The 26,960-nt window shown below is 64.5% G+C and carries 22 protein-coding genes and 1 pseudogene; 9 read left to right on the plus strand and 14 right to left on the minus strand.

The window, feature by feature from the left end:
* Positions 1–128 precede the first annotated feature (128 nt).
* A complete protein-coding gene (locus tag R3F72_RS05325) occupies positions 129–257 on the minus strand; it encodes an entericidin A/B family lipoprotein (RefSeq protein WP_083387449.1) in 129 nt (42 codons plus the stop codon).
* Positions 258–443: 186 nt separating this feature from the next.
* Here R3F72_RS05325 and R3F72_RS05330 point away from each other — a divergent pair, with 186 nt between their 5' ends.
* On the plus strand, positions 444–869 hold the full coding sequence (locus R3F72_RS05330; protein ID WP_303854107.1) for an HIT domain-containing protein: 426 nt from the start codon (positions 444–446) through the stop codon (positions 867–869).
* Positions 870–970: 101 nt separating this feature from the next.
* On the opposite strand, the gene R3F72_RS05335 is transcribed toward R3F72_RS05330, so the two are convergent.
* The 5 genes from R3F72_RS05335 to R3F72_RS05355 form a co-directional block, all read right to left on the minus strand.
* Positions 971–1,987, minus strand: coding sequence for a nickel/cobalt transporter (locus R3F72_RS05335; RefSeq protein ID WP_332779091.1), 1,017 nt, complete (start codon positions 1,985–1,987; stop codon positions 971–973).
* The gene (locus R3F72_RS05340; protein ID WP_332779116.1) at positions 1,975–2,652 is read right to left on the minus strand and encodes a DUF1007 family protein; all 678 of its coding nucleotides are present in this window, start codon (positions 2,650–2,652) and stop codon (positions 1,975–1,977) included. Before R3F72_RS05340 ends, R3F72_RS05335 begins: the two co-directional genes overlap by 13 nt.
* 5 nt (positions 2,653–2,657) lie before the next feature.
* Positions 2,658–3,104 (minus strand): hypothetical protein, encoded by a 447-nt coding sequence (locus R3F72_RS05345; RefSeq protein WP_332779092.1) that lies wholly within the window; start codon positions 3,102–3,104, stop codon positions 2,658–2,660.
* Complete coding sequence (locus R3F72_RS05350; protein ID WP_332779093.1) at positions 3,101–3,685, minus strand: hypothetical protein; 585 nt, start codon at positions 3,683–3,685, stop codon at positions 3,101–3,103. The genes R3F72_RS05345 and R3F72_RS05350 overlap by 4 nt, the downstream gene beginning before the upstream one ends.
* Before the next feature lie 66 nt (positions 3,686–3,751).
* On the minus strand, positions 3,752–4,783 hold the full coding sequence (locus R3F72_RS05355; protein ID WP_332779094.1) for a sodium:calcium antiporter: 1,032 nt from the start codon (positions 4,781–4,783) through the stop codon (positions 3,752–3,754).
* 292 nt (positions 4,784–5,075) lie between these two features.
* Between R3F72_RS05355 and R3F72_RS05360 the strand changes: the two genes are divergently transcribed.
* The 4 genes and pseudogenes from R3F72_RS05360 (at position 5,076) to R3F72_RS05375 (ending at position 9,932) form a co-directional block, all read left to right on the plus strand.
* Positions 5,076–6,212, plus strand: a complete 1,137-nt coding sequence (locus tag R3F72_RS05360) for a glycerate kinase (RefSeq protein WP_332779095.1) — start codon at positions 5,076–5,078, stop codon at positions 6,210–6,212.
* 182 nt (positions 6,213–6,394) lie between these two features.
* Positions 6,395–6,868: a Dps family protein gene (locus R3F72_RS05365; protein ID WP_087719139.1), complete on the plus strand. Its 474-nt coding sequence runs from the start codon at positions 6,395–6,397 to the stop codon at positions 6,866–6,868.
* Between the two features lie 290 nt (positions 6,869–7,158).
* Positions 7,159–8,361: pseudogene (locus R3F72_RS05370) on the plus strand (methyl-accepting chemotaxis protein); the annotation flags it as partial.
* Positions 8,362–8,456: 95 nt separating this feature from the next.
* Complete coding sequence (locus R3F72_RS05375) at positions 8,457–9,932, plus strand: chemotaxis protein CheW (protein WP_332779097.1); 1,476 nt, start codon at positions 8,457–8,459, stop codon at positions 9,930–9,932.
* A gap of 61 nt (positions 9,933–9,993) precedes the next feature.
* Here the strand turns inward: R3F72_RS05375 and rmuC are convergent, their stop codons facing one another.
* Positions 9,994–11,532: a DNA recombination protein RmuC gene (gene rmuC, locus R3F72_RS05380; RefSeq protein WP_332779098.1), complete on the minus strand. Its 1,539-nt coding sequence runs from the start codon at positions 11,530–11,532 to the stop codon at positions 9,994–9,996.
* A gap of 484 nt (positions 11,533–12,016) precedes the next feature.
* On the opposite strand from rmuC, the gene R3F72_RS05385 reads away from it, so the two are divergent.
* The 3 genes from R3F72_RS05385 (at position 12,017) to katE (ending at position 16,393) form a co-directional block, all read left to right on the plus strand.
* Positions 12,017–12,580 carry a type 1 glutamine amidotransferase domain-containing protein gene (locus R3F72_RS05385; RefSeq protein ID WP_087719143.1) on the plus strand — a complete coding sequence of 188 codons (564 nt, stop codon included), beginning with the start codon at positions 12,017–12,019 and terminating at the stop codon, positions 12,578–12,580.
* A 150-nt stretch (positions 12,581–12,730) separates the two neighbouring features.
* Positions 12,731–13,891: an App1 family protein gene (locus R3F72_RS05390; protein ID WP_306298798.1), complete on the plus strand. Its 1,161-nt coding sequence runs from the start codon at positions 12,731–12,733 to the stop codon at positions 13,889–13,891.
* A gap of 351 nt (positions 13,892–14,242) precedes the next feature.
* Positions 14,243–16,393 (plus strand): catalase HPII, encoded by a 2,151-nt coding sequence (katE, locus tag R3F72_RS05395; RefSeq protein WP_332779099.1) that lies wholly within the window; start codon positions 14,243–14,245, stop codon positions 16,391–16,393.
* Between the two features lie 70 nt (positions 16,394–16,463).
* On the opposite strand, the gene R3F72_RS05400 is transcribed toward katE, so the two are convergent.
* The 6 genes from R3F72_RS05400 to R3F72_RS05425 form a co-directional block, all read right to left on the minus strand.
* The gene (locus R3F72_RS05400; RefSeq protein ID WP_303856791.1) at positions 16,464–17,942 is read right to left on the minus strand and encodes an aminoacyl-histidine dipeptidase; all 1,479 of its coding nucleotides are present in this window, start codon (positions 17,940–17,942) and stop codon (positions 16,464–16,466) included.
* 259 nt (positions 17,943–18,201) lie between these two features.
* A complete protein-coding gene (locus R3F72_RS05405; protein ID WP_332779100.1) occupies positions 18,202–20,673 on the minus strand; it encodes a tRNA(Met) cytidine acetyltransferase TmcA in 2,472 nt (823 codons plus the stop codon).
* Positions 20,674–20,682: 9 nt separating this feature from the next.
* Complete coding sequence (locus R3F72_RS05410) at positions 20,683–21,096, minus strand: hypothetical protein (RefSeq protein WP_143543265.1); 414 nt, start codon at positions 21,094–21,096, stop codon at positions 20,683–20,685.
* Between the two features lie 157 nt (positions 21,097–21,253).
* The gene (locus R3F72_RS05415; protein ID WP_332779101.1) at positions 21,254–22,792 is read right to left on the minus strand and encodes a DHA2 family efflux MFS transporter permease subunit; all 1,539 of its coding nucleotides are present in this window, start codon (positions 22,790–22,792) and stop codon (positions 21,254–21,256) included.
* Positions 22,793–22,801: 9 nt separating this feature from the next.
* Entirely contained in the window at positions 22,802–23,452 is a 651-nt protein-coding gene (locus R3F72_RS05420; RefSeq protein ID WP_332779117.1) for an HlyD family secretion protein, read from the minus strand.
* Positions 23,453–23,905, minus strand: a complete 453-nt coding sequence (locus R3F72_RS05425; protein WP_256961222.1) for an HlyD family secretion protein — start codon at positions 23,903–23,905, stop codon at positions 23,453–23,455.
* 120 nt (positions 23,906–24,025) lie between these two features.
* Here R3F72_RS05425 and R3F72_RS05430 point away from each other — a divergent pair, with 120 nt between their 5' ends.
* A complete protein-coding gene (locus R3F72_RS05430) occupies positions 24,026–24,673 on the plus strand; it encodes a TetR/AcrR family transcriptional regulator (protein WP_332779102.1) in 648 nt (215 codons plus the stop codon).
* A 39-nt stretch (positions 24,674–24,712) separates the two neighbouring features.
* Here R3F72_RS05430 and R3F72_RS05435 read toward each other — a convergent pair whose 3' ends face one another.
* Positions 24,713–26,950 carry a xanthine dehydrogenase family protein molybdopterin-binding subunit gene (locus R3F72_RS05435; protein ID WP_332779103.1) on the minus strand — a complete coding sequence of 746 codons (2,238 nt, stop codon included), beginning with the start codon at positions 26,948–26,950 and terminating at the stop codon, positions 24,713–24,715.
* Between the last annotated feature and the right edge of the window lie 10 nt (positions 26,951–26,960).

Here is a 26,960-nt window from a genome sequence, read left to right on the forward strand (position 1 = left end):
TCAAGGTAGCAGAAAGTCGTGAAAAACGCGCAACACGACTTGTCTAACTGTCGGATTTCGCATCCAAACTGCCGGCCTATCGCCGTTTCATGCACGGCAACGCGGGGCGCGCCGAGACGGCAACGGGTCTAGCGGGAAGCGTTCTGGATCTTCTCGCCGCCGCGTTCGATATCCTGGCCCAGCCCATGCATCGTATTGCAGGCACTCAGTGTCAGTAACAGGCAGCCAATGGCCAGCCATCCCCATCCAGCTTTCATCGTCCTATCCTCGTCACAGGGCCGCCTTTCGATAGCGCTTACTTCTATCACGGCGGCAACGCCGAAATCTTACCACCGTTCCCGCGGTCGCCGCGCAACTCGACGCCTTCATGGCAGCGACGTAAAGTGGCGCCTCGAGTCCTCTCTTTCGATCTTGTTCTTCGTCGCCTTCCAGCCGGAGCCGCCATGTCCCTTTTCACGCTCGACGCACGCCTGCAGCAGGATAGTGTCCACGTCATCGACCTGAGGTTGTGCCAGGTCCGCCTGAGCCGGGATGCGCGCTACCCCTGGGTCATTCTGGTCCCGCAGCGCGACGGTGTCGTCGAGATCTACGATCTGTCCCCCGACGATCAGGCGCGTCTGTGGCAGGAAGCCACTCGACTGGGCCAGGCGATGATGCACCACTATCGCGGCGACAAGCTGAACGTTGCCACGCTGGGCAATCTGGTGCCGCAGCTCCATCTGCATGTGATCGTACGTTTTCAGGGCGATGCCGCCTGGCCGGGCCCGGTCTGGGGTCAGGGAGAGGCCGAGACCTATGCCGACGACGCGCTCGAACGGCGCCGCGACGAAATCGTTCGACTGGCGAGCGAAGCCGGTCTCTCCAGCTGACGACTTGGCGAACCGACGAACCGACGAACCGACGAACCGACGAACCGACGAACCGACGAACCGACCATGAGTTTCACGCTTCGGCTCGAGACGATCCAGAATCAGCCGCGCCCCGATCCGAATGGCCCCGGGGCAGGTTCGGACTGCTGTGCCGTAGGTGCGCCCAGCATGGGCGGCGCGGCGGCCGGCCCTCGCTGCCACTGCGCCAGCGTCAGCGATAGCCCCAGCACGAGTATCAGCGCCCCGCCCGCCAGGCCGATCCAGGCCTGCCACTGACCGCCACCAGCCGCCGGCTTGAGATGACGCTTGACCCAATCCCGCGCCACGACGCTGAGCAGCGCCAGCACCGAGACGGTCAGCGCCGTTCCCGCCGACATCGCCAATACCGCCACCACGCCCTTGCCGAACTGATCCAGCAGCGCGGCCGCGCCCAGCAGCAGGACGGCGCCGCTACAGGGGCGAATGCCGATCGAGAGCACCGTCAGCAGCGCCACGCGCCAGTCGCTCGCCTTGCGTGGATCGACATGATGCTCGTGTCCGCAGCCGCAGTGCGCTCCATACGTATGGTGCTGCCCATGAATGCCCTCCCGCGCGCGCGAACCAACGTGACGGGAACGCCATAGACGACGCAGCGAGCGCACGCAGAGCCACAAACCCAGCAGCGAGACGACGGCGAAGCTGACCAGCTCGGCCTGCTCGATGCTGCCCATGGCCTGCCGGGTCAGCCAGCCCAGACCGAAGACCAGCACGCCGATGATGGCGATCGCCATTACGCCCTGAAGCAAGGCCGCCAGCGCGGAAAGGCCCAGCGCACGGCGCCAGGCACCGCCCTGCGAAGCCAGATACGTGCTCAGCACCACCTTGCCATGGCCCGGCCCCGCCGCATGGAAGACGCCGTAGCCAAAGCTCACGCCGAGCAACAAGCCCCAGGTCGCCGCGCTCGGCGCACGCTTGAGCGCGGTGACCGCCTCGACCAGGGCGTGGTAGAACTCGCCCTGCCAGTACACGATGCGTACCGCAGCCTGCTGCCACCAGCCCAGCGAATACCCCGCCACGCCGATGGCGGCCAGCAGTGCCAGCGGAATCAGCACTTTCAGCAACGCATTCAACCGGAGCACGTGATCTCTCCGGTCTCGGCAAAGAAGCGGCCGAGATTCGGCTCGCCGGTCTCGCTCTTGTCCAGCATCGCCGCTTCCATCACTTTCTGCGGATCCGGCGTTGCCTTGACGACGACCGAGGCGCATCCCTCGGGGGCGTTTTCCAGCGTCAGGGCACCGGGCAGCGGCCGGGAGCCATCCTCGTTGGCCTCGTGGACCATCTCGATGTAGTAGGTCGGATCGAAGATCCGATAGCGCAAGGTACGACCGCCCAACGGTTGCGGCGTCGCCAGCGGCAGCACGAAGTCGTAGATCAACCGCTCGTCGCGATAGTCGGTATTGGTGTCGCTGACGTCTCCCTGCACCAGGGGTTCGCCGTCGAGGATGATAGTGGTCAGGTTGTGCTGGGTGGCGAGGTTGTCGCGGATCTCGACGCCCAGCGCATCGAGACGCTCGGCCATGCTGGTGCCGTCGTCGGCGGTCGCCATCTCTTCCATCACCACCTGACTGTAGAACGGGTCCATGCGCCAGCGCTGACGCAGCGCGGTCAGGTTTCCCTCGTCATCGAAGATCCCTTCGACGCTCATGTCGACCCAGCCGTGCGGGTGGGCCAGCACCGCCGAAGGCTCTCCCAGACACAGGGCGATCCCCAGGCCCAGCCAACCATAGCGGCAACGAGACGACACTCTCTTCAAGGCAGCAATCCCAACCGATTCTGAACGTCGATGAACAGCGGATCGAGCTCCAGCGCATCCAGTGGCTGGCCGCCGCGCCGGCCGCTCAGGGTGAGGAAGGTATCGCCGTTCTGGATGACCAGCCCCGGCGGACGTTCGCCGCCACTGGAGACCTGGGCGTGGATCTCGTAACCGGAGCGAGACGCCAGCACGGCATCGATCTGGCCCAGGTCGCCATCGGCGTGACGGATCACGAACCCGCGCTCGGCCAGCATCGCGAGCGTTGCCTTGAGCGTGGCTTCTGCCGTCGCCTCGACGGCGATACTCCGTGGCTGCGGTTGCGGCGCGACGGCACAGCCAGCCAGCGAAAGCATGCCGATCAGCAGCCCCAGACAGGCGACTCGCCAAGGTCGGGAATGGGATGCCGTACGCCGCCTAAGCGCGGGCATCTTGCGATGATTCATGGCGTTGCCTCCCCAGCGGTCCTGTTCAGGCGGGTATCGATCTCCTGTCGCAACTGCTGGCAGAACGAGGGCTGGTTGTAGCTGCGTGCATCGATCAGATAGCCGTTGTAATCGACCATCACCGAATCACGGTCGACCAGGGTCGTCTGCTCCGGTGTCACCACCGAAACGCGCTCGATCTGGACCGGGTCGGTGTTGTAGCCTCCGCCGAAGTTCTGGAACACACCCAGCGAGTAGCCATTCCTCCCTCCCAAGCCGAAACCGCCCCAGAAGCCGGTACGGCCGAACGGACTGTTCACGGCGCCGAGGCCCGGCTGTGCGGTCTTGCGCTCGGCGCTGACCAGACCCAGCGTGGCATCGGTATCGAGAATGGCATAGCCCTGGCTTTCGAGGGCGTCGCGTGTCGCCCGCAGGCGCTCGAGCGAATCCCCCGTGGCAGGCCAGCGACAGGCGCTCGGCAGCGCATTGCCACCCATCGATGACGTTGGCTCCGGCGCCGATAGCGCCTGGCAACCGGTCAGCATGGCGAGTCCGATGCAGAGACTCGACCAGCGCCCAGCGCGACAAAATCGATCGTTCATGACAGCCACCTCGCAGGGATTGCGAACAGTGTTCAGCATGCCAGTTAGCCATGGGCGTTACCACGCTCAGATCATCACCAGCACACCTCCCAGGGCATAAAGCATCAATATGATCGCGCTCTCGAAGCCGATCCCGCCCCAGTTCTGTTCCTCACGGCGAATCAGGCCCAGCATCATCACACCGGTCATCACGATGGTAATCGCGATCCATAGCAGTACTTGATTAGAAACGACGTGGTAGATCGAGCCGTCGCGGTAAGCGATATCCGACGCCGCGACAAACAGCGTATCGAAGGCATTGCCACCGATGATGCCGCTAACCGCCAGAGTCAACGCGCCACGCCGCACCGCCGCGATCGAGGTCACCAGTTCGGGCAGCGAAGTCACCACAGCGGTCAGCAACGCCCCGACCGCTGTGGCCGAAAGCCCCGTCTCGTCGCCAATCACGGTCGCCGCACGCTCGAGCACCAGACCGGTCACGGCCAGCACGGCCGCCAGCAGCACGAAACGCAGCCACAAGCCGGATAGCGACTCCTGCGAGGAAGACGCTGGCGGCTCATCGGCAAAGGTCTCCTTCGTCTGCGTCGGTGACCACATCGGATGTTGCTGGGCACTACGAACCTTGGCCAGTCCGTAGAGATAACCGGCGAACAGCAAAGGTGTAACTGGATGCACACCGAAGAAGGCCACCGGAGGGGTATAAACGCCGACTAACAGCAGGGCCAGCAGACAGACCAGCAAGCCGCTCTGCATCAGGTTGCCGATCGAGGGCGCGGCGTGTTCGAGATTGGCGCGGCGATAGGTCAGGTCGGCCAGGGCCAGAAACGCCGTCTGCACCGCGATACCGCCCAGCCCATTGCTCATCGCCAGTTCCGGCTGGCCCTGCCAGGCAGAGGAGACCGACACGACGATACCGGGCAGCGACGTCGTCGCGCCCAGCAGGATCGCGCCGGCAATCGCTTCGCCAAGGCCGGTGCGGTCGGCCAGGCGGTCGGCTACGCCCGCCAGATAGGTGCCGGCGGTGCCGATGATCAATGCACAGGCGATGAAGATCCCTATCGCCAGCGGTAAAGACAGGGTGAGGAAGTCGAGGGGCACGGCTATTCCTTTAGCGGGGCACGGTATGAAAAGGCAACTGACGACCAACAGCAGCCGCCCCATCCAACGCTAGTCGTTCACGCCTCAACCGGCTAGCGATGACTCAGCTGTGACGAATACGTCCTTGCGCTTTATGGGTACCTCCTCATGCCGATCTACTGCTGTCGCGCAGTTTTTTGTGAGATTCACCCGAGCGTTTCATTCTTTGATTCGGCTATCCTCGTTTAAGGACGACTTTCTCGCTGTCATAGGCGAAGAATGTTATTTATTTGCCATGGTCATAGAGGATTCCATGAACATCGTCATCGCCCCCGACAGCTTCAAGGATGCGCTCTCCGCCCGCGACGCCGCCGCCGCCATTGCCGCCGGCCTGAAGCGGGAGCTGCCCGATGCCACCTTGCATGAATGCCCGATGGGCGATGGCGGTGAAGGCACGCTGGATGCGCTGCTGGCGGCCACCGGTGCCGAGCGGCGCACGGCGAACGTGCAGGACGCGCTGGGGCGCGAGGCCACGGCAGCCTGGGGCTGGCACCAGGCCACCCTCACCGCGTTCGTCGAACTGGCCGAAGCCAGCGGCCTGCAGCAGCTCGAACGCGAGGAGCGCACCGCGCTCCACAGCACCACCTTCGGTGTCGGCCAACTGATCGAGGCGGCGCTGGATGCCGGCGCCCGCTCGCTGGTACTGACGCTGGGCGGCAGTGCCACCAACGATGCCGGCGCCGGCATGCTGGTGGCCCTCGGCGCCCGCCTGCTCGACAGCGAAGGCCGGCCCCTTCCGCCGGGCGGCGCCGCGCTGGCCGACCTGGCGACGCTCGACCTCGACGGGCTCGATTCTCGCCTGGCCTCGCTGGAGGTGAGGACCGCCGTCGACGTCGACAATCCGCTGCTCGGCCCACGGGGCGCCAGTGCCATCTTCGGCCCGCAGAAAGGCGCTACCAGCGCCGACGTCGAACGGCTCGACAGCGCGCTTTCCCACTTCGCCGATCATGCGGCGCACGCCCTGGGGGAGGATTTCCGCGAACTGCCCGGTGCCGGTGCCGCCGGCGGCATGGGCTTCGCCGCGCGCGCCTTCCTCGGCGCCACGCTGCGTCCCGGCATCGAGCTGGTCATGGAGCAGGTGAAATTCGATACGCTGCTCGCCGATGCCGACTGGGTGATCACCGGCGAAGGCCAGCTAGACGGCCAGAGCCTATCGGGCAAGACACCGATCGGCATCGCTCGCCGTGCCGAACGCTTCGGCGTTCCCACCGTCGCGCTGGTCGGGCGCCTGGGAGACCAGTGGCAGGCCGCCTTCGATCACGGCATTACGGCGGCGTTCGCCCTGGCGGACGGCCCGATCACTTTGGACGAGGCGCTATCACGCTGCGGCGAACTGCTGAGCGACCGCGCGCGGACACTGGCCCGGCTCTGGCAGGTCGCTCCTCGCTAGGGGTGCGACATTTCGCTCGCCCCAAACCCTTGCTTTCCTCTCGTGCTGCCCTGATATCTTCAAGACAGCGCAGCACGTCACAACATGATAGAACGACACTATCCGTCCTATACCGACGCTTGAGTGGGCCTCGATGCAGCGCCCGACTAGACTGACTATCAGCACCTTCAAGGAGAGATCTCATGTCCGATACCAATGCCATTGGTCTACACGCTTCCAGTGCGTCCCAGCTTGCGGAAAAGCTCAACGCCCTGCTGGCCAACTATCAGGTGTTCTACATGAACACTCGCGGCTATCACTGGAACGTCAAGGGTGAGCAGTTCTTCGAGCTCCATGCCAAATTCGAAGAGATCTACACCGACCTGCTGACCAAGGTCGACGAAGTGGCCGAGCGCATCCTGACGCTGGGTTACCAGCCGCTGCACGCCTACAGTGACTACGCCAAGATTTCCCAGATTCAGGAAGACAAGCAGGTTTCCGACGGCAAGCAGTGCGTTCAGGGCCTGGTGAAAGGCTTTCAGGTTCTGATCGAGCTCCAGCGCGAGCTGCTCTCCCAGGCCAGCGATGCCGACGATGAAGGCACCGCCTCTCTGGCCAGCGATTACATTCGCGAGCAGGAAAAGACCGTGTGGATGCTCAACGCCTATCTGGGCTGAGTATTCAGCGTAACCTATTGGAAAACAGGGCGAAGCCTGCCGACAGAAAAGCCGCCTGCGGGCGGCTTTTCTGTCTCTAATTCTTGTACCCCTCGACATTTAAGTAAACTTTAGTACACCATTGTAACGCGGCATTAACCCACCAGCGCATGGGCCTTTATTGTCTGCCCGCAGGCTCGCGCGTGATTTCGCACGTCTTGGAGTCATCCAGCATGTCGGTCGATTTTGATTATCCCTCCGTCACCCTCGACACACAGAGCCAACAACTGGATGCGCTGTGGAAAGCCATTAACCGCTCCCAGGCCATCATCGAGTTCGATCTGCAGGGAAGGGTCGTCAGCGCCAACGCCAACTTCCTCGATCTGATGGGTTATACGCTCGACGAGATCGTCGGACAGCACCACCGCATCTTCTGCGACCCCGCCGAGATATCCACGCCGGAGTACCGCACGTTCTGGCAGCAGCTCGCCCAGGGTGAGCTGATGGCAGGCGAATACCGCCGCCTGACCCAGAGCGGCAAGGAGGTCTGGCTCCAGGCCACCTACAATCCGGTTCACGATGCGGACGGCAAGCCGTATCGGGTCATCAAGATGGCGACGGACATCTCCGCGGAGAAGCATCTGGCGGCCGAGTACGAAGGCAAGGTCAACGCCATGGATCGCGCCCTGGCAGTGATCGAGTTCGATCTCAAGGGCAATATCCTGTCCGCCAATCGCAACTTCCTCGATACCATGGGCTACCAGGCCGACGACATCATCGGCCATCATCACCGCATGTTCTGCGAACCAGATTATGTCACCAGTCGCGAATACCGCGACTTCTGGCAGTCACTGGGGCGCGGCGAATTCTTCAGCGGGCGTTTCATGCGGTTCGGCAACCATGGCCGCCGCGTCTGGATCCAGGCTACCTACAATCCGATCTTCAATGCCGATGGCGCCCCTTACAAGGTGGTCAAGTTCGCCACCGACATTACCGATCAGGTCGAGCTGGAAGAGCATATCCAGACATTGACCGAGGCAATGAGCGTTTCGCTGCAACAGCTCAACGCCTCCATCGCCTCGATCGCCGAGAACACGCAGCTGACGCGAGAACTGGCGCGCGCCACACAGCAGGAAGCCGAACACGGCACCCGCTCGCTGGACGACTCCCGCACCGCGATGACCGCTATCCAGAAATCCTCGGAAGACATCAACGACATCGTCCAGGTCATCGGCGAAATCGCCTCGCAGACCAATCTGCTGGCCTTCAACGCGGCGATCGAAGCGGTTCGTGCCGGCGAACACGGCCTCGGGTTCTCCGTGGTGGCCGACGAAGTGCGCAAGCTGGCCGAGAAATCCGCCGATGCCACCCGCCAGATCAACCGCCTGCTGGGGGAATCTCTCAAGCGTATCGAGAGTGGCAATACCGTCTCCCAGCGCGCCGCCGACTCCTTCGGACGCATCGTCGACGGCGTCGGGCAGACCACCGCCTCGGTCGAGAAGATCGCCAGCTCGGCAGGCGAACAGCTGGAAACCGCCAAACATGTCGACGAACTGATCCGCGACCTGGCCCAAGCCACCCAGCGCGGAGCGGGTAACGACAAGACATCATGACCCAACGCGTACTGGGAATACTGCGCCTCAACGACAGTGACATCGCGCTGGATGCCGCGCACCTGATCGAGGTGGTACGTCTCGAGACGCCTCTTTCTCCCCGCCCGCTGGCGCCACGCTGGTCGCTGGGTACGTTGCTGTGGCGGGGCTCGCCGGTGCCGGCGATCGACCTGGGCAGGCTGCTCGAACTGGACCCGAGCACGGGCCCGCGGGAAGCCGGCGAGCTCATGGCGATCATCGAATATCGCGGCGGCCGCTTCGGGATGCGGATTTCGCACATCAGGGACCTGGTGAGCGTCGATCCCGAGCAGCTCCATACGCTAAAGAACGCGGCGGGCGATGCCGACGCCCTGACGCCGCAGTTGCTCGAGCATCCCGACTTCGACAGCGCCATCTACGTGCTCGACCTCGAAGCGCTGTTCGCCCTCGAGGGCATGGTCTCGGTACACGTCGAAGCCGACCGGCAGAGGACGAATGCCGCCACCGTGAAGGAGAACACCCACAGCGACCGGCGCTGGCTCGTCGTCGATTGTGACGACACGCGACTGGCGCTGGATGTGGGCGCGGTACGGGAAGTCGCCACCTGCGGCCCCATCGACTCCCCCATGATCGATCTGCCGGCCTATCTCGGCAATGTCACCCTGCGTGGCGCCACCCTGCCGCTGTTCGATCCCCGAGCGCTGATCGGCCAGCCGGCCCGCCAGACACCACCATCTCATCTCGCCGTTCTCGATAGCGATCACGGTCGTGTCGCCCTCGCCGTCGATCGCGTCGCGACGCTGACGGGCAGCGACCAGCCGGCGCCTCTACCGGTCTCCCCGAGTGCGGGCTACGCCCCCGCCGTCAGCGCACTGGTGCCCGCCGCGGACGAGGGCAAGGACGCCCTGGCGATCGATCACCACGAGCTGTTCGGCAACCTCAACGTCAACGCGCTGGCGCGTCTCCATACCCGGCTCGATACGGAGGCCAGGCAAGCGCGGGAACAGCGCGAGTGGCAGCGATTCGCCTTCGTCCATTTCCGCTGCGGCGGCGATTACGTCACGACGCTCGACCAGCTCGAAGCCGTCGACTCGGCACCGACGGACTATCAGAAGAGTTCGCATCCGGCCGGCCCCTTTCTCGGCGCCTGGCGTCGACAGGATCGCAGCGTCTCGCTGGTGGATCTGCGCGCGCTGCTGGGAATCGACTCCTCCCATCCCGCGAATCACGTCCTGGTCGTCGAGACGGGTGACGGTCTCGTCGGGTTCCTCGTCGACTACCTCCGCAGAATCGAGTACGTCGAAGCGCCCAGGGAGAGCTTTACCATTCGCTGGCGCGGCGATGCCATCGACGGCGCGTCGCCCGAGCCCTCCCCCGTCAAGGCGGCCAAACGGCTGATCTCGGTCGGCGAAGGCGACAAGCGTCAGGTGATGGCGCTTTTATGTCTGCAGACCCTGGCCAAACGGCTCAGCGAGGCTGGCTCGACCGTCTGAGGCGAATGCTGAGACGAACGGAACGCCGCGGATGCGTTGCCGAATCCCATCGACATCCCGGTCAGCCTCTGGTGTCGTCCGATTCGCGGAAGTCGGGGGGATCGTCGCCATCGGGCTCAGCGCGCCGATCCTCATCGCTGACCTTGGACGTTCCGATGCTGCCGGGCGACCCGACGGCCCTGGATTCGGCAGGCTCGTCCTCCTCGGCATCGCGGGTCAGGTGCGAAGGCAGGTCGCGTTTCATGCGCACGCCCAGCCGGTTGAGCGCCAGCGCCTGGCCGACCAGGCTCCCCTGCCCGGTCGAAAGCCGACCCATCGCCTGATCGTAACTGCCCTGGGCCCGCCCCAGATGCCGACCCACGTCCTCCAGACTCGAGACGAAACCCTGAAACTTGTCGAGCAGCTTGCCGGCGCGCTCGGCGATGTGCCTGGCGTTCTCGTTCTGCCGCTCCAGATTCCACAGGCTCGATACCGTGCGCAGGCTGGCCAGCAGCGTGGTCGGCGTGACCACTACGATGTCGCGTGAAAAGGCGTCCTGGAACAGTGTCTCGTCATGCTGAAAGGCGACGGCGAAGGCCGGCTCCACCGGCATGAACAGGAACACGAAATCGGGCGAACGCAGCCCGGGCAGCTGCGGATAGTCACGCCCGGAGAGCGCCTCGATATGGCTTCTCACCGCCTGCGCATGCGCCCGCAACGCCTGCTCTCGCTCGACCTCGTCTTCGGCGTTGACGTAGCGCACATAGGCGTTGAGCGAGACCTTGGCATCGACGATCAGGTGCTTGTCGTCCGGCAGGTAGATGACCGCATCCGGGCGCTGACGCCCCAGATCGCCATCGATGGACACTTCACGGCGGTATTCGATATCCCGCCGCAAGCCAGAGCGCTCCAGCACCGACTCGAGCATCATCTCGCCCCAGTTGCCCTGCATCTTCTTGTCACCCTTGAGCGCGCGGGTGAGATTGGCGGCCTCTTCGGTGATCTGACGATTGAGCGTGGCCAGCTGGTCGATCTGCACCTTGAGCGTGGTCCGCTCGCGCACTTCCTGGCCGTGGATCTCCTCGAGACGCTGGCGGAAGCCGCTGACCTGCTCGCGAAACGGCTTCAGCAACGCTTCGAGACTGTCCCGACTCTGGGCGCTGTAGGCGCGCTGGCGCTCGTCGAAAATGCGCCCGGCAAGCGATTCGAACTCGTGCCCGAGCCGGGTCTTCGCCTGCTCCAGCAACTGGAGCTGTTCCGCGTGCTGGTTCTGCTGCTGCTCGTGCCGGGTTTCCAGTCGACCATACTGCTCTCGCAGCGTGGCCAAGCGCTCGTTGAGCGCCTCGAGCTGATGTTCGCGGGCGGCCAACTGCTGCTGCAGCTCGGCCTGGCGCTCGCGCAGGTCGTCCTGCTGTCCGTCGCTCTGGGCCAGCTCCTGCTCCAGTCGCAGGCACTGGGTCTCGCTGGCCTGCAATCGGGATCGAAGCATGTCCCGCTCGCGTGCGTAGCGCCGCTGCTGCCACACCAGGCCGACGCCGAGCCCTAACGTCACGAACAACGCCACGAACCCGAGCAGCAAGACAAGCCCACCGCCCGACAGCCACCCACCCGCTACACTCATCGCTTTGCCTTCCTCTGACCTCGGCTCCATCGCGGCGCCACCATCCGTGAGTTATTGCCTCAGCGCAAGCGATGACATCGAAAGCACCCGGTTTTCCTTGAACTCTGCCCAGACTATCCCAAACTTCAAGGGTCTGTTGCCGTTTCATGCACGGCCGCGCCGGAGCCAGTTTTTGTGCGGGGCAAGGCGTGAGGAGCGTGATTTGGTTGTTCCAAATGAACGACGAATAACGCAGCACCGTGCAAAAACTGGCCCGGCCCTTCGGGTTGCGCGGCAAATGGCGCCATGCGGCGTTGCGGGATTGGAAAAGGGAACCACCCTTCTCTGCATCCCGCGCCTGGCTTGGCACCATTTGGCGCAGCAACGCGGATCGCGCTGAAACGGCAACAGACCCTAAGGACAAGCCGAGACATGGACCGGGACGGCCCATGGGCTTGTCATCTACCGAAACATCAAGCCGATTTATCAAGACTAGGAGGTCACGATGGCTCAGCAACTCAATGGTAAACGTGTCGCAATTCTCGCCGCCGACGGTTTCGAGGAAGCCGAACTCTCCTCTCCGCGTGCCGCACTACAAGGCCAAGGCGTCGAGACACATGTCATCACCCCGGACGGCAAGGGCATCCGTGCCTGGGCCGAAACGGACTGGGGCGAAACCTACGAAGCGGACAAGAGTCTGGCGGACGCCAACCCCGCCGACTACCATGCGCTGGTCCTGCCAGGCGGCGTGTTCAACCCGGATGAACTGCGCACGAACGAAAAAGCGCTTGGCTTCGTCAGGAGCTTCTTCGAAGCCGGCAAGCCGGTTGCCGCGATCTGTCATGCGCCGTGGATTCTGATCAATGCAGGCGTCGTCGATGGCCGCAAACTGACGTCCGTGCCGTCCATTGCGCAGGATCTCAAGAATGCCGGCGCCAACTGGGTCGACGAATCAGTGGTGGTCGACAGCGGCTTTGTCACCAGCCGCACGCCGAAGGATCTCGACGACTTCAACGGCAAGCTGATCGAAGAGCTGGCCGAAGGGCGTCACAGCGAGCAGCATGCCTGATCGCCCTTCGCGACGCCAAACGAGCGCCCACCGATCGGTGGGCGCTTTTTTTTGGCTGTCGTCATGCCGGCCGAAGCGCGACCAGACTTTGCAGGATAGCGCGCGAGTTCCCATACTCACCGTTAATCAAACCTAGGATCCTCCGTCATCGTGCCTCAATTTCGCGATACTTCCGCCGATACCGCCACCTCGGGCTCCCTGCCTCGGCTCTTCGTGACGAAACTGGTTCATTTCGCCAAGAAACTGGTTCGTCTCTTCATCCGCCCGATGCGCGGCGACAAGGGCCAAGGCGGGGTCGTCGTGCATCCGTATCGCGGTTACGGCTCCCACTCGGAAGCCTTCATCATGGGCCGCGTCTTTCGCCAGCCCGGACGACTGAGAAGCTGGGAAAAAGGCGGCATTGCCCGCGATCTGGTCGATGTCGCGCGTCGCCTGGTAAGGCACGGCGTCCGCGACGCCCGCGTCGACATCCGGATTGGCGCGACCCAGGCCACCGTCACCACCGACCGCGACGGCTATTTCCATGCCCATATCGACATTACCCACACGCTTCCTGCCGAGGCGATCTGGCACTCGGTCAAGTTGCAGGTGCTCTCCGAGGACGACGCCATCAGCACCGAGACCGAAATCTACATTCCGCCGGCGAGCACCGACCTGATCGTGATCAGCGATATCGACGACACGGTGATGTACACCGGCGTCGCCAACAAGCTGAAGATGCTGTATCGCCTGTTCATGGAGAAAGCGGATCGACGCACGGCCTTTCCCGGTGTCGCCGCGCTGTATCGGGCGCTCTACGGTGGCGCCGAGGGCAATCGTCACCGCCCCATGCTCTATGTGTCACGCGGTCCGTGGAGCATCTACGAAGTTCTCGAGATGTTCTTCAACATGAACCGTATTCCGGTAGGGCCGATCCTGTTCCTGCGCGAATGGGGCATGACGTTGAAGCGCCCGTGGCCACGCAAGGCCGAGGACCACAAGTCCGACGTGATCCGCAACATGCTGTCGCTCTACGACACGTTGCCGTTCATCCTCATCGGCGACAGCGGCCAGCGGGACCCGGAGGTCTACACCGAGATCGTCAAGGAACACCCGGAACGCGTGCGCGCCATCTATATCCGCAAGGTGGACAACGATCCGGCGCGCGACGCGGCCATCGAGGCGCTGGCCAACGAGGTCCGCCACGCCGGTTGCGAACTGATTCTCGCCCATGACAGCGTGAGCATGGCGGAGCATGCGCTCTCGAAGGGGTACATTTCGGAGGAAGGCTGCGAGGCGGTACGCAAGGATACGCACCAGCACCAACAGTAGTCTCGGTCGGCGGCGCCTGCCGCCCGCCTTCCCTCGTCAACCCTAGTTCAACTGCCCTTTCCAGCTGCCCCTGCCTTGCGCGCCTTCTCTTCCACCACGCTTTTCCCGTCATCCTTTGCCTTCGTTCTTGCCATCGGTTATCGCCGGGCAAAGGCATCGAATCTCCAGAGCCTGATTCGCGGCAGCGATTGATACAGGTTAACGGCAGCCGAATCCCTGCTTGCCATCCTCGGAGGCGGCTTCTAGTTGTAAGAGGAGTTTCACACCAACGGCAGGTGCTCCGGTTGGCTGTCGATCACGGATGACGATATCTCGGAACTCTCTGCCGTCTATTCGAACCAGGAGATACGGATGTCCAACAACCCTCACACGTCCTCCAACCGTGGCGGCCCCAACGACACGGACGTCAAGACCACAGAGCAGAGCAAGTCGGAGAATCTGGAAAAGTACCGCAGCGATGCCGAGGGGCACGATCTGCGCACCAATCACGGCACCCGGATCGCCGACAACCACAATTCGCTGAAGGCGGGCGAGCGTGGCCCGACGCTGATGGAAGATTTCGTCTTCCGCGAGAAGCTCAACCATTTCGACAACGAGCGCATTCCCGAGCGTATCGTCCACGCCCGCGGCGCGGCGGCGCACGGCTATTTCCAGCCTTACGCGGAAGCCGCCCGGTACTCCAAGGCCGGGCTGTTTCAGGATCCCGACAAGAAAACGCCGGTATTCGTGCGCTTTTCCACCGTCCAGGGGGCCCGCGGTTCCAACGATACCGTTCGTGACGTGCGCGGCTTCGCCACCAAGTTCTACACCGACGAAGGCAACTGGGATCTGGTCGGCAACGACATGCCGGTCTTCTTCATCCAGGACGCGATCAAGTTTCCCGACTTCGTGCACGCGGTGAAGCCCGAACCGCATAACGAGATTCCTCAGGGGCAGTCGGCCCACGACACCTTCTGGGATTTCGTCTCGCTGATGCCGGAAAGCTCACATATGGTGTTGTGGACCATGTCCGACCGCGCCTTCCCGCGTCATTACCGCAACATGGAAGGCTTCGGCGTGCATACCTTCCGACTGGTCGACAGGCTGGGCAAGTCGCGCTTCGTCAAGTTCCACTGGAAGCCGCTGGCCGGCACCTGTTCGCTGATCTGGGACGAAGCGCAGAAGCTGTGGGGCCGGGATCCGGACTTCAATCGTCGCAACATGTGGGACGATATCGAGAACGGCAACTTTCTGGAATTCGAGTTCGGGATTCAGGTCGTGGAGGAAGAGGACGAGCACAAGTTCGACTTCGATATTCTCGACCCGACCAAGCTCATTCCCGAGGAGCAGGTGCCGGTCACCCCTATCGGCAAGATGGTGCTCAACCGCAACCCGGACAACTACTTCGCCGAGACCGAGCAGGTGGCCTTCAACCCGGCCCATATCGTGCCGGGGATCGACTTCACCAACGACCCGCTGCTGCAGGGCCGGCTGTTCTCCTATCTCGATACGCAGATGCTGCGCCTGGGCGGGCCCAACTTCCACGAGATCCCGATCAACCAGCCGGTATGCCCGTTCCACAATAACCAGCGCGACTCCATGCACCGCCAGACGATCAACAAGGGACAGGCCTCCTACGAGCCCAATTCGATCGACGGCGGCTGGCCCAAGGAGACGCCGCCCGCGGCGGAAAACGGCGGGTTCGAGACAGTCAACGAGCGAATCGACGCCAACAAGGTTCGCGCGCGCAGCGCATCGTTCGGCGACCACTACTCCCAGGCGACACTGTTCTGGAACAGCCAGACCGATGTCGAGAAGGAACACATCATCGCTGCCTACACCTTCGAGCTATCCAAGGTGCAGCGCCCATGGATCCGCGAGCGGGTGATCAAGGAGATTCTGCCCAACATCGATCTGGAGCTGGCACGCCGGGTCGGCGAGAACCACGGCATCGAGGCGCCTTCCAGCAAGCCGGCGCCGGCCGATGAACTGGGCCGGAGTTCGCAGCAGGAATCCCCGGCGCTGAGCCTGATGACGCGTCTTCCGGGCAATATCCAGTATCGCAAGGTAGCGATTCTGGTCGCCGACGGTGTCGACAGCGATCAGGTGGAGGCGATCAAGACCAGGCTCGAGGCCGAAGGTGCCGAAGGCATGGTGATCGCCCCCAGCATGGCGCCGGTGAAGGCCGCAAACGGCCAGACGGTCACGCCCGATGCCATGCTCAACGGCCAGCCCTCGGTGACCCTGGATTCGGTCATCGTCGTCGGCGGGGCGGAAAGCGTCCGGACGCTGTCGCAATCCGGACAGGGGCGCTACTACGTTCAGGAAGCCTACAAGCACCTCAAGGCGATTGCGGCCATCGGTGAGGGCAAGGAGCTGTTGTCCGCGGCCAACGTGCCCTCCCAGGAAGACGGCATCTTCCTCGGCGTCAGCGTGGACGACGTATTCACCCCCTTCACTCAGGCCATGGGGCAGCACCGCGTCTGGTCACGCGATGCCAGGGCCAACGATATGCCGGCTTAGCGCTCTTTAGGGTCTAGTACGTCATGGCCTGTACGTCATGGCCTGGTACGTCTTATCCGGCAGGGTCGTCTCAGGCGGCCTTGCCGGAAGCGATGTCGGCTACCAGCGCCTTGAGGACCCGCCAGAACTCCTCGACGGAAGCCAGTTCGGTGCGCTCGGTAGGCGAATGCGCGCCGCGAATTACCGGCCCGAAGGAGATCATCTCCAGCTGCGGATACTTGCCGCCGATGATGCCGCACTCCAGTCCGGCGTGAATCACCTTGACCGCCGGGTCCTCGCCCAGTTCTTCCCGGTGCAGACGACGGAAACGGGTCAGCAGTGTGCTATCCGCGCTCGGCGTCCAGCCCGGATAGACATTCTCGACCCGCGTCTGGGCGCCGATCAGACCAAACAGCGCCGTGAACCGGTCGGCCAGATTGCGCGTCGCGCTATCCCGCAGCGAGCGCACCAGCGCACACAGGTGGAAACGCCCTTTCTCCAGAGACACCACACCAAGATTGTTGGAAGTCTCGACGACGCCCGGCACTTCGACGCTCATGCGTTCGACGCCATAGGGCGCGGCATGCAGGGCGGAAACCAGCAGTTGGGTCGCGGTATCGGTGAGCGCTTCCACATCGTCGTCGCAGGAGACCGCCGCCGGCGACAGGGAGAGCGTCACGTTGTCGTCGACGCCCGCCAGCTCCTCGCGGTAGAGCGCCTGCAAGTTGGTGAGCGCTTCCTCCACCGCCGGCAGGTGATGCTCATCGACCACGATGGTGGCAAAGGCTTCGCGTGGCAGGGCGTTACGCAACGTGCCGCCGTGGTAGTCCACCAGGCGAATCTCGAACTCGCCCAGTCCTCGCAGCGCGCGAACCAGCAGCTGGTTGGCGTTGCCGAGTTCCTTGTGAATGTCGGCCCCGGAGTGCCCGCCGACCAGGCCGGTGAGAGAAACCCGGCGCATCACCTCCCCTTCGTCGCAGCCGCGCATCGGCAGATCGGCATCGACGACCACGTCGGCGCCGCCGGCACAGCCGATGTAGACCTCGCCACGATCTTCGGAATCGAGATTGAGCAGATAGCGGCCTTCCAGCCAGTTCTCGTCCAGCGACAGCGCGCCCTGCAGCGAGGTCTCCTCCTCCAGGGTGAACAGCGCCTCGAGCGGGCCGTGATCGATATCGTCCGCTTCGAGAATCGCCAGTGCCGCCGCGACGCCGAGACCGTTGTCGGCACCGAGCGTGGTGCCACGGGCGTGCAGCCAGCCGTTCTCGACGTAGGTATCGAGCGGGTCGTTGAGGAAATCGTGAGGATGGTCGCTGTTGGCCTGCGTGACCATGTCGAGATGACCCTGCAGGATCACGCCGGGCACCGCCTCGCAGCCCGGGCTCGCTGCCTTGCGTATGCGCAGGTTGCCGTAGCTGTCGCGATCATGGGCCAGCCCCTTGTCGTCGGCCCAGCGCTCGAGAATGTCGACCAGTTTCGCTTCGTGACCAGAGGGACGCGGCGTATTGCAGAGCGTCCGGAAATGGCGCCACACGGGCTCGGGAGAGAGTTGCAGCAGATGATCGTTCATGGTCGATTCCAGCCTCGTCGTGCGGCGAGCAGGCCACCGCAACGGGTGTCGAAAGAGTGATGAATGAAATCCTGGCCGGCGGCGGACCGCGGCTCTTTTCGGGAAACGCTGAATAAATCGGCGAGCAGGATGAAGCGCAAGGCGCCCGGAGCGCAGGAACCGGAACCTATGAGGTATAGGTGAGGATTCCGAGCACCGCGCAACGCAGCGATTCGCCTGCGCAGACATTTCTGCAGCGTTTCCTTGAGGTGCCAACACCTTACTCGCCTGGCTGCAACTTGACCATATCCGGCACAAGGCCGGCGAGATCTCGGCGCTCGCCGTGCCAGGCCAGCAACGCCGCCGCCAGCCGGCGTGCCGTCACCAGCCGTTCGCGCCGGCCCTGCGACGAGAGCGCTTCATCCCGATACTGGAACAGCGCCGCCACCGCAGCGACCACCCGGGGCGCCGCCGCGAGCTCGGTATCCTCCGGGCCGTCATCCGTCACGACGGCAGCGCTGTCGTCCATCAGCACGTCCGGCAGGCTCGCCAGCGGTCGTTGCCGCCACCAGGCCAGCCAGGCCAGGCGCAGCCACGGGCGGATCGGCGCCAGCTCGCCACCGCCCGCAGCGAACCAGCCGAGCCGTTCGGCCAGATCGGCAGGCTCGACCGGCGCCGCTCCCTCGTGCAGCCAGGCCGCCACGACAAGCGGTTCGATATCCCGCAGCTCGCTTGCCAGCAGATCCGGCAGGCAGCGGACGAAGTCGTCGTTCATGCGAGCCAGCGCCGAACTGGCGCCAGCCGTCAGACCGCGCCCCATCATCTGCGCCGGCTCGCCGCTGGAGGCCTCCCGGGTGAGCCCCACGCGCAGCGAGACGAAGCCCTGCCGGCGCCAGAAGCGGATCAGCGCCGGCTCCGCGCCGAAGCTCACGCCCAGCCGGTCCAGGCCGTGCGCTCGGGCCGTCGTCGCGACCCGTTCGATCAGAGCCGCCCCGACGCCTCGGCGCCGGGCCGCCGGATGCACGGCAATCCGCATGATGCGCCACCAGCGAGCGAGCGCGGCCTCCTCGTAGCCGCCGTGGGTCGCCAGCGACTGCGCCAGCAGATGGCCCCTCGGGCGCCGCTGCCCCCGATAGATGGCGTTGGCCAGGGTCGCGTCGAAGCCACCCTCCTGCTGGAGCACGCAGATGCCCACCGCATGCTGCTTCTCAGCGTCGTCGCAGACGAACGCGGCCAGCAGGTGAACGTCCGGGCCATCCAGCAACTGGCGCAGGTCGCTAGGCGAGGTGCGGTAGTGCGCCTGTACCAGCAACCCGAAGAGAGGGCCGAGTCGCGCCTCGTCCCGGGCGAGCGCCGCCCGGTCCAGCCAGGCGTAGGTGATCGGCGCCTTCGGTAGCGCGCTGGAGACGGCCTCGGCTTCGGCGGCCTCGGCATCCAGACACAGCAGTTCCCGGGTCAACGCTTCCAGCGGATCGCCGGCACCCCAGCGGATCGGCGTCTGCAGCGTGAGCCGCTTCCACTCCGGCGTCAGTCGATCCAGCGCGTCGCGTAGGCGCACCTCGAAACCGCGCCCGGTGCCTTCATAGCCATGCACGGTAGTGGCGAAGGCGATGCGGGGAAAGTGCTGCAGCCATGACGTCAGCCGAGCCGCGGGAATCGACGCCGCCTCGTCGATGAACAGCGTCGGCGGGGAGCGCGTGTCGATATCGGCAGAGGCCAGTTCGGGAACCACCTGCTCCGGCGCCAGCCACTCGATGCGGCAGACATGGCCGTTCAGGTCGACCTCGAAGCGACCGGCCTCGCGACGGCCCTCGGGCAGCAACTGCTCGAGGCGTTCGAACACCGCCTCGACCGCGACGAGACTCGAGGCAGTGATCCAGAGCCGCCGTTCGCCCTGCCTCAGCCGCCGTGCCGCGGCGATGCCCAGCGCTGCGCTCTTGCCGCGCCCGCGATCGGCGATCAGCACCACCGGGCGCCGACGCCGCATTCGCGTCAGTCGCGATACCGCGGTGGCCTGATCGGCGGTCAGGCAGTCTTCGTCCGCCACGGGTTGCCCGGTCGTGTGATGCCCGGTCGCGTGATGCCCGGTCGTGGGATGCCCGGTCGCGTGATGTTCGGGCGCGCGATACTCGGACGTATGATGCTCGGACGTGTGATGCTCGGGCGTAAAGAGATCAGCCAGGGCCGGCGCGCTCGGTAGCGAATCCTCCGCCGGCCATGTGGCCACGTCGGAACGCCGCTGCAGCATCTCGGCAAGCCGCCGCAGGTAATTCGTCGTCAGCGTTTCAACGCCGTGGGGCCAGTGCGCAAGCCGCTGGTAGTCCGCATCCGGGCGCCACTCTCCGCTGTCCGGCAACTGCCAATGCGCCGGTGTCAGCAGCACCAGCCAGCCCCCGGCCTGGACGGCGCCACTGATGGCGCCGAAAGCGTCCGGATCGAACCCGGCCTGCGCGGATACCGCATCGAACACCACCAGATCGTGCTCGCTGCCCAGCCGGCTGCGAGCGCGGGACGCACTCAGGCGCACCGAGGCATGCGGCCCGGCCGAGATATCGGACGGACTCGAGGATTCGGGGCCGATCCACAGCGGCGAGCGCCAGCGCCCCGCCGCCATCAGGGAAAGCGCCTTGCGGCGCGCACGCGAAGCGTCGTCGGCGATCCACAGCACGCCGCGCCAACGCCGTCGCTGCAGGTCATCGTCTTGATCGACCAGCCAGTCGGTGAGCGCGGAGCCCTCATTCGGCGCGGACATTGGCGAGGCCTAGCCGAAGGCACCGCCGAGATCGGGTTTCATCGTCGGGCAGTAGCGCGCGACGACCACGGCCAGCAGGATGCCGCCCAGCGTCAACGCCACCGGCAACCAGTTGAACACGACGCCGGAAGAGACGTAGAGATAGAGGAAGAACACCGCCATCACGCCGCCGCCCATCACGCGTCCGGCCTTGATGCCGGCCAGATAGACACTCAGCAGCACGCCGGCGAAAGGGATCAGCACACTGAACAGGTTGATCACGAACTCGCGGCCACTGGCGGCCACGCCGGGCAGGATCAGCCGCGCCACCAGCTCCCACGCCACGAGATAGACCAAGACCGGCGCGGCAAAGCTGCCGATCAGGCGCAGAACGGTGCGGACGGGCTCGTCGGCGCCGGGTTTGTGGGGCTGGGGGGTATTCATGGCGGCAACATCCTGAACGATCGATCGAAACTGAGGTAGGTCAGCAGGAAAGCCAGATTACAGAAAGAAGCTTCGAGCTTCGAGCTTCGAGCTTCGAGCTTCGAGCTTCGAGCTTCGAGCTTCGTCGCAATGATACGCCGACGATCCCGGCCCGCAGTCAATGCTCGATCTTCTTGAGCAGAAACACCAGCGGCACGCAGAGCAGGTAGATACAGCCCAGCCACAGGAAGATGTCGTTGTAGGCCAGCACCTGAGCCTGGACGCCAAAGCGCTGCCCGAGCAGGGCCACGGCGCTGTGATAAGGGTCGGCAACGTGACCGACCAGCATCGCCTGATAGTTGTCGATCTGCTGCTGGACCGCGATCCGCCCTTCGTTGAGCGCCGGGATCAACTGGTTCCAGTGGTAGTCCACCCGCCAGTCGCGGACGGTGTCGAGCATCGCCAGGCCGACCGCGCCGCCGAGGTTACGCATCACGCTGAAGAGCCCGGCGGCATTGCCCAGCTCCTGCGGTGGCAGCGTGCCCAGGGCGATCCGTGACGCCGGAATGATGCCCATGCCACGCACGACCTGCGGCCAGAAGAACTGCCAGAAGCCGGATTCGCTGGTCAGGTTGTTGTTCATCACCGTCCCGATGCCGATCAGCGTCAGACCGAAGAACAGCAGCACGCGCAGGTCGACCGAGTTGGTCAGCCGCCCCACGATCGGCGCGGTGAAGAACATCGCTACCCCGGTGACGAACATCACCTCGCCGATCTGCAGGCTCGAATAGCCGCGTACGCCACCGAGGAACAGCGGCATCAGGTAGACCAGGCCGTACATCGCGATCCCGACCACGAACACCAGGCCGGTGCCGATCGAGAAGTTGAGATTGCGGAAGGCATGGAGATCCACGATCGGCGAGTGGTAGGTGAACACGCGCCAGAAGAAGCCGACGCAGGAGGCCGCGCAGAGCAGCGTCATCCACACGATCAGCTCGCTTGCGAACCAGTCGTCGCCCGGCCCTTCCTCCAGCACGAACTCGAGGCTGCCGAGAAACAGCGCGATCAGGATCAGGCCGCGGAAATCGAGCCGCTTGGCGACACTCGCATCGCCCTCGTCGATATCCAGGAAACGCCACGCGGCCAGCGTCACGCAGATACCGGGAATGACGTTGGCCAGGAACAGCCAGTGCCAGCTGAACAGCTCGGTGACGTAGCCGCCCACCGTCGGGCCGATCGAGGGCGCCATGGTCACCACCATGCCGATCACGCCCTGGACCGCCCCCATCGCCCGGCGCGGAAACAGCGTGAAGCTGATCGCCTGGGTGATCGGAATCATCGCACCACCCATGAAGCCCTGGATGGCGCGCAGCACGATCAGCTGCTCGATGCTGTTGGCCAGCGCGCAGCCGAGACTGGCCAGCGTGAAGCCGGCGCAGGAGATGACGAAGGCGACGCGGGTGGAGAGCCAGCGCATCAGCACGCCGGATAGCGGGATCATTATGATCTCCGCGACCAGATAGGAGGTCTGGATCCAGGAGATCTCGTCGCTCGAGGCCGAGACGCCGGCCTGGATCTCGTTCAGCGAACTGGCGACGATCTGGATATCCAGGATCGCCATGAACATGCCGAACACCGCCGCTATGAACCCGAAGCGGTAGTGCCACGAGGGCATCTCCTGCGGGCCGGCCCCTGAGGGTGCTGCGACGTCACTCATCCAGCAGGCTCACGACTGACCGTTGCCATCGTGCCCGTCTTCCAGGCTGGGGCCGGGATCGAAATAGATCGCCTGGCCGTCGACTTCGCGGGTATCCACGGAGGGCACCACCGAAAGGCCGGACTGCAGCCGCCACAGCTGCTCCTCGGGGCCGGTGACGCGAATCTTGACCGGTACGCGCTGCACGATCTTGTTGAAGTTGCCGGTGGCGTTGTCCTGCGGGAGCAGGCTGAACTGGGTGCCAGTGGCTGGCGCTACGCTGTCCACCTTGCCCTTAAACTCGATGTCGGAATAGGCGTCCACTTCCAGCGATACCGGCTGGCCGACCCGCATCCGCTCGATCTGGGTCTCCTTGTAATTGGCGACCACGTAGGCCGTCTGGACGGGCACCAGCTGCATCAGGGTGAGTGAGGGCTGGGCCAGATCACCGGGCTCGACGGTGAGATTGCCGACCACGCCGTCGCGTCTGGCGACGATACGGGTCTTCTCCAGTTGGCTCTGGGCGTAGTCGATATCGGCCTGAGCCGCATCGCGGTTGGCCTTGGCGCTATCGATCGAGGCCTGGTCCGCCGACAGCCGGCGTTTCGCAGACTCGACGCTCGCCTGGCGCGCCGCCAGCGTCGCCTGGGCGACACGCAGCGTGGCCTGATCGTCCTGCAGTTACTGGCGCGAAGCGTAATTGTTCGCCGCCAGCGACTGCGAGCGCTCGAGATGCTGGCGGGCCTGGGCGACATCGGACTGCGCCGCCGTCACCTGCGCCTGGGCCTCGTCGATGCTGGCCCGGTCGAGTTCCACCTGACGCTCCGCCTGGGTCACGTTGGCGGTACTGACGGCCAATTGCGCCCTGGATTGCGCCAGCTGGCTACGGGTATCACGGTCGTCGAGCTGCACCAGCAGGTCGCCCTGTTTGACGCGCTGGTTATCCTCCACCGCCACCTCGGTCACCCGCGCACTGATTTCGGCACGCACGGCGACGCTGTCGGTATAGACGTAGGCGTTGTCCGTCTCGATGAAATAGCGGCCGGTCTGCCACCATTGCCACGCGAAGACCAGCGCCACCGCCAGCACGACCAGTACCACCACTGCCGAATAGAGTTTCTTCTTGATCTTCATGCCGAGCCTGTTTTCATGCCGGAGACACACGCCAACTCAATGTGTAGTGTAGACTACACTATCTTTTTGAAAACGCCACCGGGCCACCGCAATCGGACCACGCCGGCACGAGGAAGCGCCATGTCATCGCCAGCCCCCAAAGACTCCCCACCGACGACCGAGCGCGGCCGCCAGCGTCGGGATGCCCTGCTCGACGCAGCGCAGCGGCTGTTTCTCGAACGTGGCTACGGTCAGGTCAGCGTCAACGACATCGTCGCCCAGGCTGGCGGTTCCCTGTCTACCCTCTATCGTCACTTCGGCAACAAGGAAGGGCTGTTTCAGGCGATGATCGAACGCCGTTCGCATCATATCTACGACACCCTGACCGCCGAAGGCGTCGACGAGCTCCCCGTCGAGGCCGCGCTGCAACGCCTGGGGATCGACCTGCTGATCAAGGTGATGGACGAGGAAACCCTGGGAATCTACCGCGAAGTCGTGGCGGAAAGCCCTCGCCAGCCGCCACTGGCCCGGCTGTTCTTCGACGGCGGTCCGGGCCGCGTACGCCAGGCGCTGGCGGACTACTTCGAGCGACGGATGCAAAGACAGCTCATGCCGGCCTGCGACAGCGTCGAGCTCGCCGGCATCTTCCTTGGCATGCTGCTGGGCGAATGGCACCTCATCCGCGTGCTGCAACTGGAATCGCCGCCCTCCCGGGCGGCGATGGAGAAGCGCGTCGAGCGCTGTGTGGACCTGTTTCTGCGCGGCGCGATGGCGGATCGAGCGGAGTAGCCGCCGCACCACGCTCTACCAGGACATCATCGGACGCCGTCAGGACGCGATCAGATCGGCGATCTTGATCGGCATGTCACGGATACGCTTGCCGGTGGCGTGGTAGACAGCGTTCGAGATCGCCGCCGCCATGCCGGTAATCCCGATCTCGCCGACCCCTCGGGCGCCGAATTCATTGAAATTGAAGTCGGGGTTATCCAGCAGCTCGACTTCAATGTCGGGAATGTCGGCATGGACCGGCACGATGTAATCGGCGTAGTTGTTATTGTAGATGTTGCCCGCCGGGTCGTACTCGGTTTCCTCGAACATTCCCATCCCCATGCCCATCACGATCGAGCCTTCGACTTGGTTCCTGGCGGTCAATGGGTTGATCGCCCGACCGATGTCGATCGTGCTGACCACGCGAGAGACCCGCAGACGGGAGATGCCCGGATCCCAACGTATTTCGACGAAGTGGGCGCCGAACGAGCGAAACGAGAACTTGTCCTGCTCGTCACCCGGCGCCGCGCTGGCCTCACCTTCCGCCATGCCGCGCTGCAATTTGTCGAGCAGCTCGGCGAAGGAGAGCGTCTGGCTGCCGTCGCTGAGCGTGCCGTTCTCGAACGTGAGCGCATCGGCTTCCTTGCCCTCGAAAGGCGCGCCGTCGGCGATCGCGAGCTGCTTGAGCTGTTCGATCGCGTCGCGGGTCGCTCCGGCGACCGCCGGCAGCGTGGTGGCGGTCGCCATCGAACCGCCGGAGAGCGGCCCGGCCGGCAGCGTCGAGTCGCCCAGCTTGACCTCGATGCGCTCGAGCGGCACGCCGGTCAGTTCGCTGGCGGTCTGGGCGACGATGGTATAGGTGCCGGTGCCGATATCCTGGGTGCCGCAGGCGACTTGCACTTTGCCGTCGGCGCGCAGTTCGACCCGAGCCTTGCAGTGGCTGCGCATCGCCTCCCAGGTGGCATCCGCCATGCCCCAGCCGATGATCTCGTGACCATCGCGCATCGAGCCGATCTGCGGATTGCGTTTCTCCCAGCCGAAGCGCCGCGAGGCGTCGTCCCAGCATTCGCGCAGATGGTTGCCGGACCACGGCAGATCGGCGGAGGGATCGCGCTCGGCGAAGTTCCTGCGGCGCAGCTCCAGCGGGTCCATGCCGAGTTCGATCGCCATTTCGTCCATGGCGATCTCCAGCGCCACGCTGCCCGACACTTCGCCCGGCGCGCGCATCGAGGTCGGCGTGCCGTGATTGACCTGGACCCGGCGCTGCGACACCGAGACGTTGTCGCAGGCGTAGACCCGTGGCGTGCCACTGCCGACCGACTCGGTATAGGCATCGACGAACGAGGTCTCGTTCTGGCTGTCGTGGCGGATCGACAATAGTTTGCCGTCGCGGTCGGCGGCCATGCGGATGCGCTGGCGCGAGGCCGGGCGGTTGCCGGCGTTGCAAAAGTTCTGCTGGCGCGACAGCACCGTCTTGACCGGCCGACCGACCATCCTCGCGGCCACGGCGGTGATCACCGCATGGGGCCACATGAACAGCTTGCTACCGAAGCCGGAGCCGATGTAATGGGCGATGACGGTGACCTTCTCCGGCGGAATCCCGAAGATCTGCGCCATGGCGTTGCGCTGGAACACCACGCCTTGCGTGGATTCGTAGACGGTCAGCCGGTCTCCGTCCCAATAGGCGATGGAGGCGTGCATCTCCATCGCCACGTGGGTCTCCATGGCGATGGTGTAGGTGTGGTCGAACTTGACCGGCGCCGACTCGAAGGCGCCTTCCGGATCGCCCCGCGATACCGCTTCGTCGCCGGCCTCCTCGCCTTCGTCATCGGTCTGGAACAGCCCCGGCACCGCCGTTTCTTCCTCGTAGCGCGCGGTGACCAGCCGTGCGGCGGCACGCGCATGCTCGAAGGTGTCGGCGATCACCATGGCGATGTACTGGCCTTCATAGTGAATGCCGTCGTCTTCGAACGGCAGACGCGCTTCGCCGACCTTGTTCTGCTCCGCCATGGTGTTCGGCGAGTGGAACAGGCGGCCTTCGGAGCCGCAGGCCGGGTTGTTGTCGGAATGCTGCAGCGTGGGGAAGTTGCCACGATGGACGATCTCGATCACGCCCGGCGACTGGCGCGCCGCCTCGAGATCGAGCCCCACGAGCCGACCGCGGGCAATGGTGCTCGGCACCGGATAGCCATAGACCTGACCGAGCAGATTGTGATCGGCGGCGTAATCCGCCTTGCCGGTCAGCTTGAGTTCACCGTCGATGCGGGTCGTGCGGTGACCAATGATTGATTCCGTCATCGTTGCATCT

The sequence above is a fragment of the Salinicola sp. 4072 genome (genome assembly GCF_036663415.1).
Classification (GTDB): domain Bacteria; phylum Pseudomonadota; class Gammaproteobacteria; order Pseudomonadales; family Halomonadaceae; genus Salinicola; species Salinicola salarius_A.

Coding starts and splice junctions, on each gene's coding strand:
- R3F72_RS05325 (WP_083387449.1), bottom strand. CDS start 257: ATGAAAGCTGGATGGGGATGGCTGGCCATTGGCTGCCTGTTACTGACA.
- R3F72_RS05330 (WP_303854107.1), top strand. CDS start 444: ATGTCCCTTTTCACGCTCGACGCACGCCTGCAGCAGGATAGTGTCCAC.
- R3F72_RS05345 (WP_332779092.1), bottom strand. CDS start 3,104: ATGAATCATCGCAAGATGCCCGCGCTTAGGCGGCGTACGGCATCCCAT.
- R3F72_RS05350 (WP_332779093.1), bottom strand. CDS start 3,685: ATGAACGATCGATTTTGTCGCGCTGGGCGCTGGTCGAGTCTCTGCATC.
- R3F72_RS05360 (WP_332779095.1), top strand. CDS start 5,076: ATGAACATCGTCATCGCCCCCGACAGCTTCAAGGATGCGCTCTCCGCC.
- R3F72_RS05365 (WP_087719139.1), top strand. CDS start 6,395: ATGTCCGATACCAATGCCATTGGTCTACACGCTTCCAGTGCGTCCCAG.
- R3F72_RS05375 (WP_332779097.1), top strand. CDS start 8,457: ATGACCCAACGCGTACTGGGAATACTGCGCCTCAACGACAGTGACATC.
- rmuC (WP_332779098.1), bottom strand. CDS start 11,532: ATGAGTGTAGCGGGTGGGTGGCTGTCGGGCGGTGGGCTTGTCTTGCTG.
- R3F72_RS05385 (WP_087719143.1), top strand. CDS start 12,017: ATGGCTCAGCAACTCAATGGTAAACGTGTCGCAATTCTCGCCGCCGAC.
- katE (WP_332779099.1), top strand. CDS start 14,243: ATGTCCAACAACCCTCACACGTCCTCCAACCGTGGCGGCCCCAACGAC.
- R3F72_RS05400 (WP_303856791.1), bottom strand. CDS start 17,942: ATGAACGATCATCTGCTGCAACTCTCTCCCGAGCCCGTGTGGCGCCAT.
- R3F72_RS05405 (WP_332779100.1), bottom strand. CDS start 20,673: ATGTCCGCGCCGAATGAGGGCTCCGCGCTCACCGACTGGCTGGTCGAT.
- R3F72_RS05410 (WP_143543265.1), bottom strand. CDS start 21,096: ATGAATACCCCCCAGCCCCACAAACCCGGCGCCGACGAGCCCGTCCGC.
- R3F72_RS05415 (WP_332779101.1), bottom strand. CDS start 22,792: ATGAGTGACGTCGCAGCACCCTCAGGGGCCGGCCCGCAGGAGATGCCC.
- R3F72_RS05425 (WP_256961222.1), bottom strand. CDS start 23,905: ATGAAGATCAAGAAGAAACTCTATTCGGCAGTGGTGGTACTGGTCGTG.
- R3F72_RS05430 (WP_332779102.1), top strand. CDS start 24,026: ATGTCATCGCCAGCCCCCAAAGACTCCCCACCGACGACCGAGCGCGGC.
- R3F72_RS05435 (WP_332779103.1), bottom strand. CDS start 26,950: ATGACGGAATCAATCATTGGTCACCGCACGACCCGCATCGACGGTGAA.